This window comes from Oceanobacillus arenosus (assembly GCF_003369575.1).
Classification (GTDB): domain Bacteria; phylum Bacillota; class Bacilli; order Bacillales; family Amphibacillaceae; genus Oceanobacillus; species Oceanobacillus arenosus.
This window is the reverse complement of the sequence record NZ_PIOC01000003.1, coordinates 26,827-44,653: the sequence shown is the minus strand read 5'-3', so window position 1 is coordinate 44,653 and position 17,827 is coordinate 26,827. Positions and strand designations below refer to the sequence as shown.

14 protein-coding genes are annotated in these 17,827 nt (G+C 37.1%); all 14 read left to right on the top strand.

Translation table 11 applies throughout. The features are described from left to right. The first annotated feature begins 159 nt into the window (after positions 1-159). The 14 genes from CWR48_RS02620 (at position 160) to CWR48_RS02555 (ending at position 17,814) form a co-directional block, all read left to right on the top strand. Positions 160-1,194, top strand: a complete 1,035-nt coding sequence (locus CWR48_RS02620; protein ID WP_115771492.1) for a methionine ABC transporter ATP-binding protein — start codon at positions 160-162, stop codon at positions 1,192-1,194. Beyond that, complete coding sequence (locus CWR48_RS02615) at positions 1,184-1,858, top strand: methionine ABC transporter permease (protein ID WP_115771491.1); 675 nt, start codon at positions 1,184-1,186, stop codon at positions 1,856-1,858. Before CWR48_RS02620 ends, CWR48_RS02615 begins: the two co-directional genes overlap by 11 nt. A 56-nt stretch (positions 1,859-1,914) precedes the next feature. Beyond that, a complete protein-coding gene (locus CWR48_RS02610) occupies positions 1,915-3,042 on the top strand; it encodes an alpha-hydroxy-acid oxidizing protein (RefSeq protein ID WP_115771490.1) in 1,128 nt (375 codons plus the stop codon). A 29-nt stretch (positions 3,043-3,071) separates the two neighbouring features. After that, positions 3,072-3,896, top strand: coding sequence for a MetQ/NlpA family ABC transporter substrate-binding protein (locus tag CWR48_RS02605; protein ID WP_115771489.1), 825 nt, complete (start codon positions 3,072-3,074; stop codon positions 3,894-3,896). Between the two features lie 1,026 nt (positions 3,897-4,922). After that, positions 4,923-5,924: an ABC transporter permease gene (locus CWR48_RS02600; protein WP_245976684.1), complete on the top strand. Its 1,002-nt coding sequence runs from the start codon at positions 4,923-4,925 to the stop codon at positions 5,922-5,924. Positions 5,925-5,933: 9 nt separating this feature from the next. Further along, positions 5,934-6,800, top strand: a complete 867-nt coding sequence (locus CWR48_RS02595) for a carbohydrate ABC transporter permease (RefSeq protein WP_115771488.1) — start codon at positions 5,934-5,936, stop codon at positions 6,798-6,800. Positions 6,801-6,870: 70 nt separating this feature from the next. Continuing rightward, the gene (locus CWR48_RS02590) at positions 6,871-8,424 is read left to right on the top strand and encodes a type 2 periplasmic-binding domain-containing protein (protein ID WP_211316678.1); all 1,554 of its coding nucleotides are present in this window, start codon (positions 6,871-6,873) and stop codon (positions 8,422-8,424) included. Between the two features lie 128 nt (positions 8,425-8,552). Next, positions 8,553-9,191: a YesL family protein gene (locus tag CWR48_RS02585; RefSeq protein WP_115771486.1), complete on the top strand. Its 639-nt coding sequence runs from the start codon at positions 8,553-8,555 to the stop codon at positions 9,189-9,191. A 271-nt stretch (positions 9,192-9,462) separates the two neighbouring features. Then, the gene (locus tag CWR48_RS02580) at positions 9,463-11,691 is read left to right on the top strand and encodes a helix-turn-helix domain-containing protein (RefSeq protein WP_170140671.1); all 2,229 of its coding nucleotides are present in this window, start codon (positions 9,463-9,465) and stop codon (positions 11,689-11,691) included. Positions 11,692-11,759: 68 nt separating this feature from the next. Beyond that, positions 11,760-12,476 carry an abortive infection system antitoxin AbiGi family protein gene (locus CWR48_RS02575; RefSeq protein WP_115771484.1) on the top strand — a complete coding sequence of 239 codons (717 nt, stop codon included), beginning with the start codon at positions 11,760-11,762 and terminating at the stop codon, positions 12,474-12,476. Positions 12,477-12,626: 150 nt separating this feature from the next. Beyond that, entirely contained in the window at positions 12,627-13,529 is a 903-nt protein-coding gene (locus CWR48_RS02570) for a DUF4349 domain-containing protein (RefSeq protein WP_115771483.1), read from the top strand. 212 nt (positions 13,530-13,741) lie between these two features. After that, entirely contained in the window at positions 13,742-16,504 is a 2,763-nt protein-coding gene (locus tag CWR48_RS02565; protein WP_115771482.1) for a GTPase, read from the top strand. Between the two features lie 95 nt (positions 16,505-16,599). Beyond that, positions 16,600-17,316, top strand: coding sequence for an HAD family hydrolase (locus CWR48_RS02560; protein ID WP_115771481.1), 717 nt, complete (start codon positions 16,600-16,602; stop codon positions 17,314-17,316). A 201-nt stretch (positions 17,317-17,517) separates the two neighbouring features. Continuing rightward, the gene (locus CWR48_RS02555; RefSeq protein ID WP_115771480.1) at positions 17,518-17,814 is read left to right on the top strand and encodes a hypothetical protein; all 297 of its coding nucleotides are present in this window, start codon (positions 17,518-17,520) and stop codon (positions 17,812-17,814) included. The last annotated feature ends 13 nt before the right edge of the window (positions 17,815-17,827 follow it).

Here is a 17,827-nt window from a genome sequence, read left to right as displayed (position 1 = left end):
TTTCTCTGACATCATTGGTAGAGAGGTTTTTTTGTAGTTAACAAACTATAAAAACGTTCTGAAGGAATAAATGTAACTAAGTTTTATAATATTTGATTTTAATTATCTGTTTATTCTGTGTAAATAGCAGATATCCAGTAATAAGGGAGTATACATAGTATGATTGAGTTTAAAAATATTACGAAAGTATTTCACACAAAATCAAAAGATACGAAGGCACTGGATGATGTCTCGCTCCACGTGAAAAAAGGGACCATCTTTGGCGTTATCGGCTATAGTGGTGCTGGTAAGAGTACATTAATCCGGATGGCCAATCTTTTGGAGAAACCAACAAAAGGTCAAGTGTTTTTAAATGGTAAAGAGCTTACCAAGATGTCACGGGGTGACCTCAATATTGCCAGACAAAAAATGGGCATGATTTTCCAATCTTTTAATCTATTAAAAACTGGGACAGTATATGAAAATATTGCTATTCCGCTCAAATTAACAGGCGTGCCTAAAAAGGAGATTAAAGAGCGAGTAAATAAGTATTTGGAAATTGTCGGATTGCTGGACAAGACAAATGCGTATCCTGCCCAGCTCTCTGGGGGTCAAAAGCAGCGTGTTGCTATTGCTCGTGCGCTTGCACATGAACCGGAAGTGCTGTTGTGTGATGAAGCAACCAGTGCGCTGGACCCGGATACAACAGAGTCAATTCTCGCTCTATTAAGCAAGATTAATAGTGAACTTGGCATTACGATCTTACTTATTACACATGAGATGAATGTAGTGCAAAGTATTTGTCATGAAGTGGCAGTAATGGAAAATGGTCGTATCGTTGAGCAAGGTAAAGTAATAGATCTATTTTCCCAACCGAAGACGGAGACAGCGAAGCGATTTGTTCAGTCCATATTCAATGATAAAATTCCTGAAGAATTAGTGGAGAATCTGAAGAATTCCGGTCAAATTGTTACTTTATCCTTTATCGGACAGTCATCAGGAAAGCCAGCATTGGCAATGGTTACCAAACAATTCGATATCTTTCCTTCTATTCTAAGCGGAAATATTGCACAGTTGAAGGATGAACCATATGGCCGTTTAGTCGTACATCTGGAGGGTAGCGCTTCTGAAGCGGAAAAAGCAATGAATTACCTAACCGAGTTAGGAGTAATTGTAGAAAAATATCAAAATCGAGGTGAGTCTCATGTTGGCTAGTATTACCGCTTTTTTTGATAATTGGAGTCTGGAAATATGGGAAGCAGTCATTCAAACATTCCAGATGGTTGGAATAGCGCTTGCGATTTCCATCCTTATTGGGCTTCCACTTGGTGTTTTATTAACATTAAGCGGGCCAGGAAAAGCACTGGAAAATAAGGTATTAAATCATGGACTCAACTTGATCATTAATGTGATCCGATCGATTCCGTTTATCATTTTGTTATTCTTTATATTGCCTTTTACAAAAATGATTGCTGGTACAACCATTGGTGTGGGCGGTGCTATTGTTCCCCTTGTCGTCTACACTGCGCCATACATAGCCAGACTAATGGAATCAAGTCTTCTGGAAGTCGATCGTGGTGTAATCGAGGCTTATGAAGCAATGGGAATTAAAACGAGACATATCATTTGGCATGTATTAATCCGTGAATCCAGATCTTCCATTATTCTTGGCCTGACAATCTCAACCATTGGTCTCATTGGGGCAACGGCGATGGCTGGATTAGTAGGTGCCGGGGGACTTGGTGATTTGGCTTACCGATATGGTCATTTACGCTATGAGGTAGACGTCATGTATGTAACGGTATTTATTTTAATCATCCTTGTTCAAGGGATTCAGACATTTGGTAATCGCTTATCAGCAAGGTTAAAGAAAGATTAAGGATCGATTCAGCCGTTTAGCAGCTGTAGAGAAAAAATGAAGGGGATGCATATGTCATGACTGATATACTAGTAAATGTAGAGAGAAAGGATGTACCGCTTCGTTTTGAGGATTTAGAAAACGAGGCCCAGAAGCTTTTGGATGAAAATGTATTCGGATATGCACAAAGTGGTGCAGGTATAGAAGAAACACTTCGCTCAAACAGGGAAGCATTTAGCAATTGGAAAATAGTTCCGAGAGTTATGGAGGATGTATCAACTGTATCTTTACATACAACGATTAATGAACAAGCTATTCCAGCGCCAATTCTTCTTGCTCCTGTTGGTATGCAGGGCATTGTCCACCCAGATGGGGAGCTTGCCAGTGCTGCTGCGAGTGCTAAGTACGAGGTTCCATTTATAGCAAGTACGGTGTCTTCCTATACGCTAGAGGAAATTGCCGAAGCAAATGGAAACGGGAAACGGTGGTTCCAGCTTTATTATCCAAATAATGTAGATGTTGCCAAAAGCTTTGTTAAACGAGCAGAGATAGCAGGATACGAGGCAATTGTGATTACTGTGGATATGCCCTTAATTGGTAACCGTGAGCGCGACCGGTCTAATAAATATTCCCCGTTTTTACTAGGAGCTGGGAAAGCGAATTATACGGCCGATCCAGCGTTTCAAGAATATCTTACGGCTAAACCTGGTGCTGATGCTTTAGAGGAGATGCTGCAAACCTTTTACCGTCCAGGATTGAACTGGGATGATATTAAGCCTATTCGGGATGCAGTAGATCTACCAATCTATTTAAAAGGCATCTTACATCCTGATGATGCTGAACAAGCGGTAAAACATGGCATCGATGGCATTGTTGTATCAAATCATGGAGGCAGACAATTGGATGGTTGTATTGCCACACTGGATGCTTTACCGCTTATTAAAGAAAGAGTAAAGGATAAACTACCTATTCTTTTGGACAGCGGAGTCAGGAGCGGTCCAGATATTTTTAAAGCTCTAGCACTTGGCGCAGATGCGATTTTGCTTGGCAGGCCTTTTCTTTACGGACTGACAATTGCCGGCCAATCTGGTGTTGAACAAGTGATACAAAATGTATTACATGACTTAAAAACAACGATGGGTCTGTCTGGTATTACATCGATTCAACAGATTAATATGGATGCCATTCAGAAAACCTATAAATAAAACCTATATAAACGAAAGTGGGAGAAAAGATGAAAAAATCGTTAATTATAAGCATATTTATTATTATTTCTGCAATTCTTACAGCTTGCGGTGGTGACAAATCAAGTTCTGGTGAAGCGGATGGTTTGCTAAGTGATGGAAAGCTGATAGTCGGTGTTACTGCGGGTCCGCATGAGCAAATTCTCGAAAAGGTGAAAGAGCTTGGAGAAGAAGAAGGATTAGATATTGAATTACAGGTTTTCAGTGACTATGTAATGCCAAACGTTGCTTTGTCTGAAGGCGAAATCGATATAAACAGTTTCCAAACCGAGCCGTTTTTTGATCAGATGAATGAAGAACGTGGCTTGGATCTTATCAAAGTCGCAGACACGGTTACTTTCCCAATGGGGATTTACTCGGAAAAGATTGAAGATATCAAGGATCTTTCGGAGGGGGCAAAAATTGGATTGCCAAATGATCCAACGAACAGTGGACGTGCACTCGCTCTATTTGAAAAAGCGGGCTTAATTAAAATGAAGGAAGATGCCGGCACTGATGCAACAATTAGGGATATTGAAGAGAATAATAATAACTATGAATTTATCGAACTCGATTCTGCTCAAATTGCCAGGCAGCTAGGTGAGCTTGATGCTGCAGCGATTAATACTAACTTCGCAATGGAGCACGGATTTGTGCCAACTGAAGATTCTATTTTTATTGAGGGACAGGATTCGCCTTACGCCAATCTTATTGCAGTCAGAAATGAATCAAAGGATGAAGAAGTCGTTCAGCAATTTATCGATTTATACCATTCTGACGAAGTGAAAACATTTGTAGAGGAAGAATTCCAAGGATCTGTAATCGCTTCTTGGTAGATGGTAAATTTAGGAGTGGGAGACAAAACCCAGTTGGTAGAATGGCGTCTGTCCTCCCCAACTTTGCCAAAATTTGTTGAATCGAATTACTAATATATTTGAGGCTGTTAGAATAATGTACTTCATAAAAGAGGTCATTATTCTAACAGCCATTTCTTTTTAATCCTGTATTAATGAGATGCAAGACAACCTAAAGGACCACAGGAAAGGACCACAGGGACAGGTACATCGTCCCAATATTGAAAAAACTACTGTAAGAATGTTGGGTCTACTTATTGTTCTCTAACTAATATCAGCTTGCCGTTTTTGATATCATTCATTTCGGTCATTTCTAGTCACTTTTCGGCTTCAAGCAACATGATTGTTTTAATGCATAGGATGAAGTGGGATGTGGTACCTACCTTTCCTTCCATTTGCTGGTACTAGTTTAGCAGATCGTCAAAGAAATATGAAAAAAGTAACCGTCCTTCACTCGACCAAAATTTAGGATAGGTTACTTTACTTTTTAGTAGTTAAGCCAGTGGTATAACGACTTTCTTATTACATAAGTGGGGCCTACGGGATGCAGGTCAGCTTGGTTTTACGACATGACGCCCTAGTTTTTAATGGAACCTCCCTTAAGGTCGTCATCGAAATACTTGGTTAAATCTTAATTTTCTAACCAAGTATTTTATATTTCACTTCAAGGCAAACCGTACTTCATACAGCATGTAATTGCTCAGTCCATTTTATTCTATGTTGCATCTAATTTTATTAGACGCAAAAAGTTTATGTTTATGCATCGATTAATATGAAATTGATAGGGCGAGCAGGACCGAGGTGCCTGTCCCTCTGTCTCCCTCTGTCTCTCAATAGAAATGGTGACGATCTAAAGAAATGGAGATTGCCAATTCAATCAATTTGTAGACGATATAAAATAATGGTAATTGTCATTTTTACAACTGATTTGTATATTGAATATAGCAAGAGGAGAGGAGTTAAATGTAAGCGCTTAATACAAAATGTTTCTAAAGGAGGTTTATGTAGTTGGAAGCAAACATAGAAGAGTTAGAAAACGCTTCAAAAAAATTGACTAATCATTCTAAAAAGCCTAAGGATCAAAATAAGATTCAAAAGAGTCTTGCTGAGTGGAGAATTAGCATTAGAAAGTACAAGCTTCTCTATCTATTATTAATTCCTTTTGTACTATGGTATCTTACCTTTGCGTACAAACCGATGTCTGGCCTAATCATGGCTTTTCAGGATTATAGTGTATTTAAAGGTATAGCTGGTAGCGATTTTATAGGATTTGATAATTTTATTCGATTTTTTAATAGCGATTACTTTCTTCGTACATTAAAAAATACATTAATGATTAGCTTTTATAGTCTGCTTTTTGCTTTTCCAGCGCCAATCCTACTAGCAATTTTATTAAACGAAGTTAAAAATAAAGTGTTTAAAAATACCGTACAAACGCTCACATTTTTGCCTTACTTTATTTCAACTGTCGTGATTGCAGCGATTGTGACTAACTTTCTATCGCCTTCAACTGGTGTTGTCAATGTCATCTTGGAAAAGCTGGGGTTTGAGAGTATTTACTTTTTAACTATACCAGAATATTTTAGATCGATTTATATAGGTTCCATGCATATTTGGGCTCAAGTCGGTTTTAATACAATCGTTTATATTGCAGCAATTGCGGGAATTAACCCTGCATTATATGAAGCGGCGAAAATGGATGGTGCAAGTCGAATTCAACAAATCATCTATATTACTATTCCTTCGATTATCCCAACGATTATTATTATGTTAATCTTACGGATTGGTGGGCTGATGGATGTTGGCTATGAAGAAATTCTATTATTATATCAACCATCTACCTATGAAACGGCAGATATTATTAACACATATGTATACCGTGAAGGTCTACAAAATGGTGAATATGGTCTTGCAACAGCAGCGGGGTTATTTAATGCTATCGTAAGTTTAATCTTAGTAGTTGGGGCAAATAAAATTAGTAAAAAACTAACCAATAATGGTTTATGGTAGGAGGTAATCATGAAATCTTCTAAAGGGGATAAATTATTTATCATATTGAATTATACTTTACTAGGTTTATTAGCTTTGATTTGTGTTTATCCGTTTATCTATATTATATCTGCTTCATTAAGTTCTGGTAAGGCCGTGACAGAAGGAGGGGTTTGGCTATGGCCGGTAGATATTAATTTTGAATCATATAAACAAGTATTTTCTGAGTCTGCAATATGGAAAGCTTTCGGAAATACGATTTTCTATACCGTTGTTGGAACAGCTGTAAACCTTCTTTTGACGATTTGTGGTGCATACCCACTTTCCAAGAAAGATTTAAAAGGGAGATCTTTCCTAGCATTTTTTATTGCATTTACGATGTGGTTTAATGCTGGTATGGTGCCAATGTACTTAAACTTTAGTAGTTTGCATTTACTGGATACGCGCACAGCTATCATCATAGGCTTTGGGATTACTACTTTTTTAGTTTTCATATTGCGAACGTTCTTTCAATCCCTACCAGATTCATTAGAAGAATCCGCGAAAATTGATGGCGCAAATGATTGGCAGATCCTATGGAAAATTGTGCTGCCTTTATCAAAGCCCGCATTAATAACTGTTGGCTTATTCTATGCAGTGGCAAGGTGGAATGGCTATTTCTGGGCAATGGTTATATTGAAAGACCCTGATAAGATTCCATTACAAGTCTTGTTACAAAAGTTAATTGTACAAATGGATATTGAGGAACAGTTTACCATTATTAATGCAGGAATGTATTCACAAGAAACATTAATATATGCAACCATTGTTGTATCAGCGTTACCAGTGTTAGCTCTCTACCCATTTTTACAAAGGTATTTTAAGAAAGGTGCTGTAATTGGGGCGATTAAAGAATAATAGCGTAATAACTTATGGATAAATAATCTTGGTATCAATCTAAAAATTATAATATGAGAGTGGGATGAGCATGTTGAAAAGCAAAATAGGATGGCTGTCACTATTATTAGTAATGGTTCTTATGATTACTGGATGTAGTAATGAAGAAACAAGCAGTAAAAGTGAAACAAGTAGTGAAGGCACTTCTTCGGATTCGCAGAAGGAAATGTCTATTCATATGCATTATAGCGATCAAAATGTTTTCAAAGATGATTGGCTCGTGTTTGAGGAAGCAGCGAAGCTAACAGGGGTTACGTTAAAAGGCACGGCATCACAAACGGCATCAAATAGTGATGAAGTATTCAATTTAATGATGGCCTCAGGGGATATCCCAGATATTGTTCATACCTATATCAAAAACTTCAACCAGTATGGTCCAGAAGGTGCCTTTATTCCATTAAATGATTTAATTGAAGAACATGCGCCAAATATTAAAAAGGCATTGGAGGAAAATGATGTAGCAAGGAAGTTAATTACATCTCCAGATGGTAATATTTATAATATTCCATTCATCCGTGATGGTAAGTCTGAAGAAGGTTGGTTTATTCGTACAGACTGGCTAGAGAATTTAGGACTAGATGCGCCCGAAACGACGGAGGATTATTATAATGTATTGACAGCATTTAAAAATGACGATCCAAATGGAAATGGGAAAGCAGATGAGATTCCATTTGTAGCTAGAAGATTAATCTATTTTACGGATTTAATGTATTTATGGGGTGCATATGATGCATTGTACCTTCAAGATGGGGAAATTAAATATGGTCCAATGGAAGACGAATTTTTGGACGCAGTTAAGAACTTGGCAAAATGGTATAACGAAGGATTAATTGACCAAGAAGTCTTCACCAGAGGAAAAAATGCGATTGTTGAATTAGCAGGTAGTAATACACTTGGGGCTGCCCATGATTGGTTTGGTAGTGCTGCAAACGTGAATGCTGTCTACAAAGAAGATATTCCCGGATTTGCATTTGAAGTAATCGCACCACCAACGAATACAAAAGGGGAAAAATTTGAGGAAACACTCCGAAATGCCGTTGGTGAGTTTGGATGGGGAATTTCCCATAGTAATGAAGATCCGGTTGCAACAATTAAATACTTTGATTTCTGGCTCTCAGAAGAAGGAAGAAGATTGATGAACTTTGGTGTAGAAGGTTTAACCTATACAATGGAAGACGGAAAACCAACTTTCACAGAAGAAGTATTAAGCGCTGGGAATGTTCCACAAAATCTAAAAGATACTTACGGGGTGCAAAGTGAAATTGGATTCCAACAAGACTTCACTTATGAGGAGGATTGGATGGATCCGGTTGCAAAAGAAGGAATCCAGTTATACGATGACAGTGGTTATTATATAGAAGAGGATTTTCCACAATTATCATTTACACCTGAAGAGCAAGAAAGAGTAAACGCCCTTGAAACTTCGTTAACGACCTATTTTGAAGAAAACTTTCAAAAATGGATTCTAGGCGCATCAGATGTAGATAAAGATATTGATGCGTTTAGAAAACAGTTAACGAAATTGGGGGTTGACGAATATTTAGAAATTCAAAATACAGCATTTGAACGATTTAATAATAATTAACAATAGATATTGATTTGCTGATTCAGTAACAGAAGGGGGAGCAGTTTTGTGCAATCCATTCCTACTCGCAATGAAGGAATCGATTCGCTTCAATTTGCTCCTCTCCATGTTAATAGGAGGGAAAGAAATTGGATGTAACAGGCGGCATTTTTCGCATCTTTTCATTTTTAAATTGGATTATGCGTTTGGCATATGTACAACTTCTTTGGATTGTGTTTACGGTACTCGGACTTGGAATCTTTGGTTTATTCCCGGCAACAAATGCGATGTTTGCGATGATTAGAAAATGGCTTTCAGGAAAGGATATTCCAGTATTTCCATTCATGTGGAAAACGTATCGGCGTGAATTTATGAAAGCAAATCTTCACTTTTACACCTTGTTATTGATAGGGGGAATCATTTACTTTTACTTTAAATTATTTCAAAATCAGACGAGTATATTCTTTGCAATCTTGACTATTCTTTTATTTATTATCGCCATATTTTATTGTTTTAGTGTTACGATTGCAATGGCGGTCCATACGCATTATGAGTTGCGGTTACGCTCATTTTTAACCATTGTTTTCTATACCGTGATTCGTTATCCATTCCATATGATTACGATAGGTGTGATTCATGTTTTATTTTATTTTCTTATCACTGCAATACCTGGATTAGTGCCATTTTTTAGCATTAGTATTTTAGCTCTAGCTGTCATGTTTGTTATGAATCTTGTTTTCGATAAAATGGATGAAAAACAAATTGTGTTAAACAATCAAAATTCATGACGCTGGGTAGTAAAACAATATGACTGTCATCTGTAAAGAGAAGATCCAAACCTTCTATGGATTCACTTAGGTTAGGTGATATTCTCTTTTTTGTTACGTTCCTTTCCTTTCAATCTACCCCATCTTTCCTCTACAAATGATATTCTTAATAATTGGGTAATTCCGAATTTGTATTTCTTTCTAAGATAAAACAGTATATAATGTAAAGTAAACAGATTTGAAAACCCTTACATTGAGCATTCAAATGGCTTATCTTTACGGGAGGTATACAGTGAAGAAAAAAAGTCTCTATCAAAAAATACTTTTATCATTATTATTGTTAATCATTATGTATACTTCTCTTTCGGTCGGGATTATTTTCATAAAAAGTAAGGAATTAATGAATTATAGAATAGATTCCACTCAGCAGTCTTTCTTGGAATCTTCCACGAAAGAAATGGACACGACATTGCGGATAGGTGTGAATTTAGCAAATCAGTTGAAGTTAAATAGCGATGTGAATGATTTTGCAAGCATGGAAGAAATTGATTACTATACGATAACCAGAGTTTACCAATCATTACAGGATTTAGGGACGGCTTTTTCGGACTTTAAATACACAATTGGTTTATCTAAACCTGATCACGAGTTAGTCATTACACCAAATGGAACAACATCAAAACAGTCATTTTTTGATTCATTAGATCTTGATCGTGAACAAATGAAACAAATTGCAAGTGCACAGGAGCAGGACAGAAACTTCCAATTAAATTTACAATACTATGATAGCAAGCAATATTTCACAATTGTCATGAATGAAAAGATGAACAGCGGGGAGCGTATTTCCTTTTATATATCCTATTTCAAGAATTCTTTATTACCGAATGTCACGGATGAAGAAGGATTTGGCATCGTTTTTGGCGATGAATCAGTCTCGATGCATGCTGACGAAAAAGAATCTGTTCATGACATTATTTCTTTGCCCGTATTAAAGCAGTTACGAGAGGATTCGCGATTTTCCGATTTTTCATCGATAAAAACGAGTGACAATACCATATACATGAAGCATTCCAATGTGCTGCATGATTTATATTATGTCTATTCCTCGGATAATGCTGTCTTACCGGTGAATCAAGGAATAAATCAAATTATCTGGGTTGGCCTGATTTCCTTAATTCTTGGTGGGCTTCTGGCGTTTTTTGCGGCAAATCGTACATATCGACCCGTCAAAAAGCTTATCCGTGTGTTTAAGGAAAATAGTGTAAATGACGTGGAAGTACAAGCTGGTGACGAATTGAAATATTTGGAGGAGAACTATTTAGCAGTGAAACAGAATATCCATGAATTACAGCGAATAGTTGAAGAAAACAATGTCCCATTAAAAAATGACTTTTTGAAAAAGATGATGTACGGAGTATTGTCAAAACAAGCGATTGAGGAAGGTATGGAACAATATCAACTAGCCTTTCTCAATCAGCCAGTACGTGTTGCTGTCATCGAGTTTAAGGATAAATTTAAAGTAGAAAAGAAAATTCCGAGTGAAACGATTCATCTCCTAAAAACCCAGGTTCTTAAATATTTAAAAACGGAATTAGCAATCGAATTTCAATTAGCTATTTTCGAAATGGATTATTTACGGTTTGGAACAATTATTGAGAATGTGGAATTAGAGAAGGTAAAAAAGGCGCTTCAGTCTGCTTTTCTAACCATCGAAGTATATTCAGATATTACGCTTATCGGTTTCATTGGTAATGTTGCTGAAAAACAGGATTCTATCAAAGATTCCTACGCCGACTGTGTGAAATTATTAGAATACCGCTATGCATTGCCAGAAAAATCGGTGGTTACGATGGAAGATCCATTGGATATTAAGGAGACGAGTTATTACTATCCAATTGAAAAAGAAAGAGAGCTTATTAGTTATGCAGTTCAAGGGAATAAGGAGAAAATGTTACAAACTTTAGATGAACTTTTGCATCATAATATGAATCGCCAGCTGACAGTAAATAATCAAGAGCAATTTACACAAGCCATTGTTAGTACAATCCATCGAATCGTCTTTATGATCAATGAAGATGTTCATAAAATCTTTAAGGATAATATATTATTAACGCTTTTGATGTGTGAAACACCTGAACAATTAGCAACATATATGAGAGACTACTTTATGCAACTTTTGGAATATATAAATCAAAGTAAGGAAGAACAGGATTTTGCGAAGAAGGACGAGTTACTGGAATTTGTGCATCAACATTATCAAGAAGAAATTTCTTTGCAAGATTTGGCAGGATATTTAAATTTGTCAACGAGCTATGTTAGTACGTTGTTCAAAAAGATAACAGGGGAGAATTTTAAGGAATATTTGAATATGTATCGCATCCAGGTTGCAAAAAATTTGTTAAAAGATAAGAAATATAAGATTAGTGAAGTTGCAGAAAGTGTTGGCTATACCAATATCAATTCCTTTATTCGTATCTTCAAAAAATACGAAGGCACCTCACCCGGAAAGTATGAGTCGTAAGGGACGGCTTGTCCCATCCTCATATTTTTCTCTTGTTTGCGAAGACTAGATGAAAAAGGGGGATTTTGATGGAGCTTATTCAACGATATGTTTCAAAGGAGCTAACCCACTTTGTTGGTCGTCATCAGCCAGAGGGTAAAAGGTTCGATCTATTAATAGAAATCATTCAAAGTGGTTTACTTTTGCATAAAAATACTACAGAGGACATCAGGATAAATACACATGCACATGGACTAGAGGATATTGTGACTCCAGGGATCACCTGCTTTGCAGATATTCCAATCAATGATTTATCATTACATATGGAAAAGTATAGCAACTTTGGGCTGGCATTAAAAAAGGACTTCCTTGTGGAAAAGGGAGCAAATCCTGTTTATTATATTGCGACCAATGGGATTGTTCAGGAAGCAAATGGTTGTTTAACAGGTCAAAATAAACGTAGGGAAGATTACTTCAAAACGAATGTTAAACGGTATTTTTCATTGATGAATCAAGTGCGGGATTTAATCGATAAAGGTGAACAGGAGAGCATGCAGACTTTAGATGAATTACAATGGCTAGATTCCTTTATTACGAAGCATATTTTCGCATATCTTAAACCATTCGATGCATCCAAGATAGATGCAGATAAAGAAAACTATTATTTGGAAAGAGAATGGAGAATTATCGGTGATGTGCAGTTTACCCTTGATGATATCACTAGAATATTAATACCTGAGGAATATGGAAAACAGTTGAGAAAAGCATTGCCTGATTATGTTGGACAAATTTCTTTTAGCGAATGAATAGGAATGAAAGGATGGAAAAAAACCACTGATTGAAGTTTCACATGATAACATGAATTTTCGTCTGTGTTTAACAATTCAAATAATCTAAAACCTCTAACAGTAATGTCACTAGGTTATTCTGTTAGATGTTGAAAAGCGGGGTTTAAGATGAAAAAGACCTTTTTAACAATGATTATTCTGGGTTTTAGTATCCTAATGGTTGCCTGCAGCAATGATATGGAAAATACCGCATTGGATGGGGTAGCTGATATGGCAACGGAAGAATCCACGGTTGAGAGAGAAATCAGTCCTATCACCGGAACAAATGGTGAACAAGCTGGAAATTCAGAAGATGGAAGTGCTGTAGCGCAAAAAAGTGAAGCAAATCGAAAAGTAATCTACAATGCCAATATTCATATTAAAGTAAAAGACTATCGACAAGCAGTAAATGATATTCAGGTTATGACTTCCAATCGTGGTGGATTCGTTGTGGAATCGAATATGTTAGTAGACTATGAAGGAGGACCAACCAATGGATATATTACTGCTCGGATTCCTCAAAATCAGTTACAAGCATTTATTCAGTTCGTGGAAGAAGGCAGCAGTAAGGTTATAGAAAGCACGATTTCAGGGGAGGATGTGACAGAGGAGTATGTTGATCTGGAATCTCGCTTGAAATCAAAACATGTTGTGGAAGCCCGTTTACTTTCTTTTATGGAGCAGGCAGAAAGTACGGAAGATTTACTAGCAATCTCGGATAATTTGGCAACTGTTCAAGGGGAGATTGAAGAAATAACTGGTCGAATGAAATATTTGCAAAATAAAGCAGATCTGGCAACTGTTACGATTTATATTCAAGAAGAAAATGTAACCATTTCTGGGATAAACGAAGATGAGTTAAATACTTGGGAAAGAACAACACAACAATTTACGAAGAGTATTAATTTACTTCTCTCTACTTTTTCCAGTCTTTTTATCTTTCTAGTTGGGAATATACCAGTGTTTATATTACTTGGAATCATCGGATTCGTTGTATTCCTGATCGCCAGGAACAGGAGAAGGAACAATTAGTACTGGTGCCTGTCACTTCCCGAGTTTTGTAATAAATTGTCGAAAATAAGTCCATGGTGCCTGTCCCTCCGTCCACACTTCCGTCCACATGGACATAAAGTTTGATATAAATGACGAATAGTATAGTATTATTCTTAATAAGTATAAATAGGCAGGTTCTGGGAAGCTAAGAATCCAATTCATTTATTTCTAAATAGTGCGGGGGATAAAAGATGACAACGGAGAAACTACTAATTGATAAAAACTATTATCAAACATTTATGGAAAGCAGTGAAAATGAAAATCCAATCAAGGTTTTGGGTGAATTATTTAACATAGAGCAGCAGAAGGAAGTAGCAGATTTATCGTATCTTCGCTTTGCACAGGGAGAGGTATATTTCCGCAATAAAGATTATGAAGCGGCTATTTTTAAATGGGAAAATGTTAATAACGAGCTAATGCCTTGGGCGCTGAAAAATATTGCAGATGCACATGTCGCACTTGAATTTCTTGAAATTGCGGTGGAATATTATCAGACAGTAAAAACCGATTCCGTCGATTTAAAGACAGAAGTGCTTTTGCAGCTTTTTTCAATATACAAACAGCGTGGCAAGTTTGAAATGGCCGCTAACTCGATTAAACATGCGGTTGAATTAAATCCTGATTACCCAAATGTGACTGACATGGCACGGGCGTTTTTTGAGGCACAATTCGATTTCAGCAATGCTGTTGAACTTGCTGCGGGAGAGGCGATTCGAACGGAGTCCCTGTTGTGGTTTGATGTTCTGCATTCGTATGTAGTGCAGGGGGATACTGTAGGAATGGCACCAGCGTCATTTCGTGAGGTATTGATGACCTTATATTCAGTCAATCAGGATCGATTTGAAAACTTGTTAGCAGCAATTTGGCGGAGTTGCGAGCAGAATGATTCGTCTCTTGAATGGCTGAAGGAGATCAATCATCTTCTGTTAGAAATAAATCCGCAACCATTACATCCATGGAAAAAGCTTACGACGCTTTACCAAGGGACATACGATGCATTAATGGATGGAAACCGATTAATCGAGGACCTATCCGCTTATATTCCAAATCATGTAACGAATTGGCTGAAAATAACAACCGGTTCGGATGCGATTGCTGCTGCATCAGCTGTGTTAACGTGGAACGAGCTGTACCCTAAGTGGTTAGATGAGACAATTGTAGGTGAGGCTGAAAGATTGATGAGCCATTCACGCCTTCATGGAGTTGGAATGGAAGATGTATTTCCTGTTTTCGACTCGATTCGAAAATGGGCAAAGTCGAATGAATTAATGTTAGGTATGCAGGAGGAATGGCTGATCGATGAGCTCGTTGATTCAAATGATTTTCACATGATGATTACTGGTACCGAAGCAGTTGGAAAATCGGAATTGGTTAACAAATTGCTTGGGAGAGAGATCTCAAACGAATCGACCCCAGCTACGGTCCTATTTAAACATGCCGACCAAACGGAGATTCAGGGAATAACCGACCAAGAAGTTCGAGCAATAACGGAACAAAGTGATCTTGAACAAATTGTAGAGGCAGAGCAGCCACTCATTAGCTATAATATGCCGCTACCCTTCTTGAATAATAATATGCTCACGCTAATCGATACTCCAGCAGTCAATTGGGAAGCGTCTGGAAACGCCTTATTTACCTATCTACATTTGGCGGATGGTTTATTGTTCGTTATGGATGCCAGCTCCCTTCAGACGTATCATGAGATTGAACTGGCAATCAAAATTAGGGAACAGGCACCAGATCTGCCGATTCATTTCCTTCTAAGCGATTTGCAGGAAAATGATGGGCATGAAGTAGAATTAGATTCGCTTGAGAAAACAACAGCATGGATTCACACGTATTTTCCAAGTTCGAAAGTTTTCGTGTACCGCCCGCTTTCTAACAATGATGGGGAGGTAGAAGAGATTACTAAATTTATTCAATCCATGGTGCAGGGCTACAACTCGGAAGATGGAATAAAGCATAAAATACTTCATTTTAGTAAGCATTTAATTCAGCTATTATTAGAAAAACGGGTAGAAATGGAAAATACACTGGTGGAAACAATAAAATGGAATGAAGACATGGCCATCAAGCTCGATGGTGCGATTCATCAGTTAACAGATCTGCAAGAGGAAAAGGTCCAGGACATTAAAAAGAATTATCGTATTATCAAGGATAATGTAAGGCAGGAACTACTAGCTAGTATTCCTAATTTGCTTGCATCATGTGCCAAACTAGTGAAGGAAGATTCCGATTTTGATAATATTCATGCTACACTAAATGATGAGATGAATAAGCAGATTAAGAATTATCTTGATGATAAAGCGTTGCCGAATGTCACAACAGCCACCCGAGAATGGGTCACAACAAGTGAAGAGGATTTCAAGGACAGCCAAGAATATTTAGATGAGATGGCTGAGAGTATCAATCAGCTCGAAAGTGGAGAAAAACTTCACTTGGATTGTGACTTTAAGGTGTTGGATGATTGGCGTCGTGATATAGACCGAATGACTAGCGGGAGCGTCGAGTTGGAAAAAATCAATATAATAAAAAGTTCTGCCTCATCACAGTTTATTATGAAAAATGCAGATAAGTTGTTCGGTGCAATCATCAAAAATAAAGGAATGCTACAAAATAAATACAAGCAATTTATCCAATCAAAAGATTACAGTAATACAGCAGCAACGATTACAAATACGTTCATGCAGCAATTTGAATTCTTCGAAAAGACACTGGAACGGGACATCAAGATGTTTTTTGCTAATCCGCATGTAGTGTTAAATAAAGCGGTAGAAGATAAGCAACAGGAGATTCAAGCGAATGAACAATCGCTAAATAAGATGCGCGAAAACCCTGAGGTATACACAGATCCACTTACACTGTTTCAATTAAAAATCCGTCAATATGAGTGGATTGATCGGGTGCCTGGCACTTTCCGAGTTTCGTCTAAAAATGTCGAATATGAACATTAAAAGTTAAATGAAGATCAAAGAATAGCAGGTAATATAAAAATATTAACCTCATTTCCTCTAAGAATTATAGTATGATAGTAGTGGAGGTTGATAGAATGGATACGATTATTTTTGATGTGGATGATACATTATATGATCAGGCAGCATCTTTTAAAAATACTTGCAAGAAAATGATAGATAAGCCTTTTACTGATCTGGAGCTGGATAATCTTTATATTATAAGCCGTAGATATAGTGATGCGTTATTCGATGATCAAGTAGCTGGAAAATTAACCGTTCAGGAAATGCATATCCGTCGTATTAAGGATGCATGTGCTGAGGTAGGCGTTGACATGACGGAACAACAAGCAATGGGATTCCAAGAAGCCTATGTCGCTGAGCAGAAGAAGATTGCTTTATTTGACGAAGTTATCGAGCTATTGGATTTACTTGTGGAGAATCATAAGCAGCTTGCTATCCTAACAAACGGAGCGGAAGGGCATCAAGCGATGAAAGTAAATCAACTAAAGCTAAATCGATGGGTTCCTGAGGAGAATATTTTTATCTCAGGTGCAATTGGTCATGCGAAACCTTCAAAAGATGCTTTCGCTGTTCTTGAGAATAAACTTCGGTTGAACAAAGAAAAAACGGTTTATGTTGGTGATTCATTTGCGAATGACATTGTCGGTGCGAAACAAGCAGGGTGGCATGCAGTGTGGATGAATCATCGTAATAGAAACATGCCTGATGATAGTGTTAAGCCTGACAAGGTAGTTTATAGCGCAAAGGAAATGTTAGACCTATTTAGTAAAGAGTTGTTCATCACGAAATAGAGTAGGAAGAATCCTTATTGGAGAGTAAATCATGATTGATGTGCTCTCTTTTTTCTATTCCATTCTCCTCTTTATTTTTTGAATTTTTGTACCCCCTATTATATAATATATGTTACAGTAGCTTTATAGATAGATGAAAGCGGTTAGAAATATCGAGATATGTGAACAGGATCCTTGTCTAAGGTAGGAGGGAAAGTTAAAATGAATAATCAAGAATTTGCAACAATGACGAAAAAGGTAATTAAATATGCCCCGGATTGGTTAAAGAAGGATTTGAGAAATATTGTGAATAAAGAAGGGGATAAAGTAAGGGTTAGTCATGCAATTAGCCTGCTTTATAATCAATACTCATTTAACTTGGGACACATATTTGCATCAATGGATAAAAATTACGATTGGGCACAAACAGCACACAATCATCTTAATTATATCGACAACAATATAGACCTAGTAGCATTAATGCTGAAAGAGATAAAAAACAATTCATTAGAAGATTGATCTGAGGGGGTGC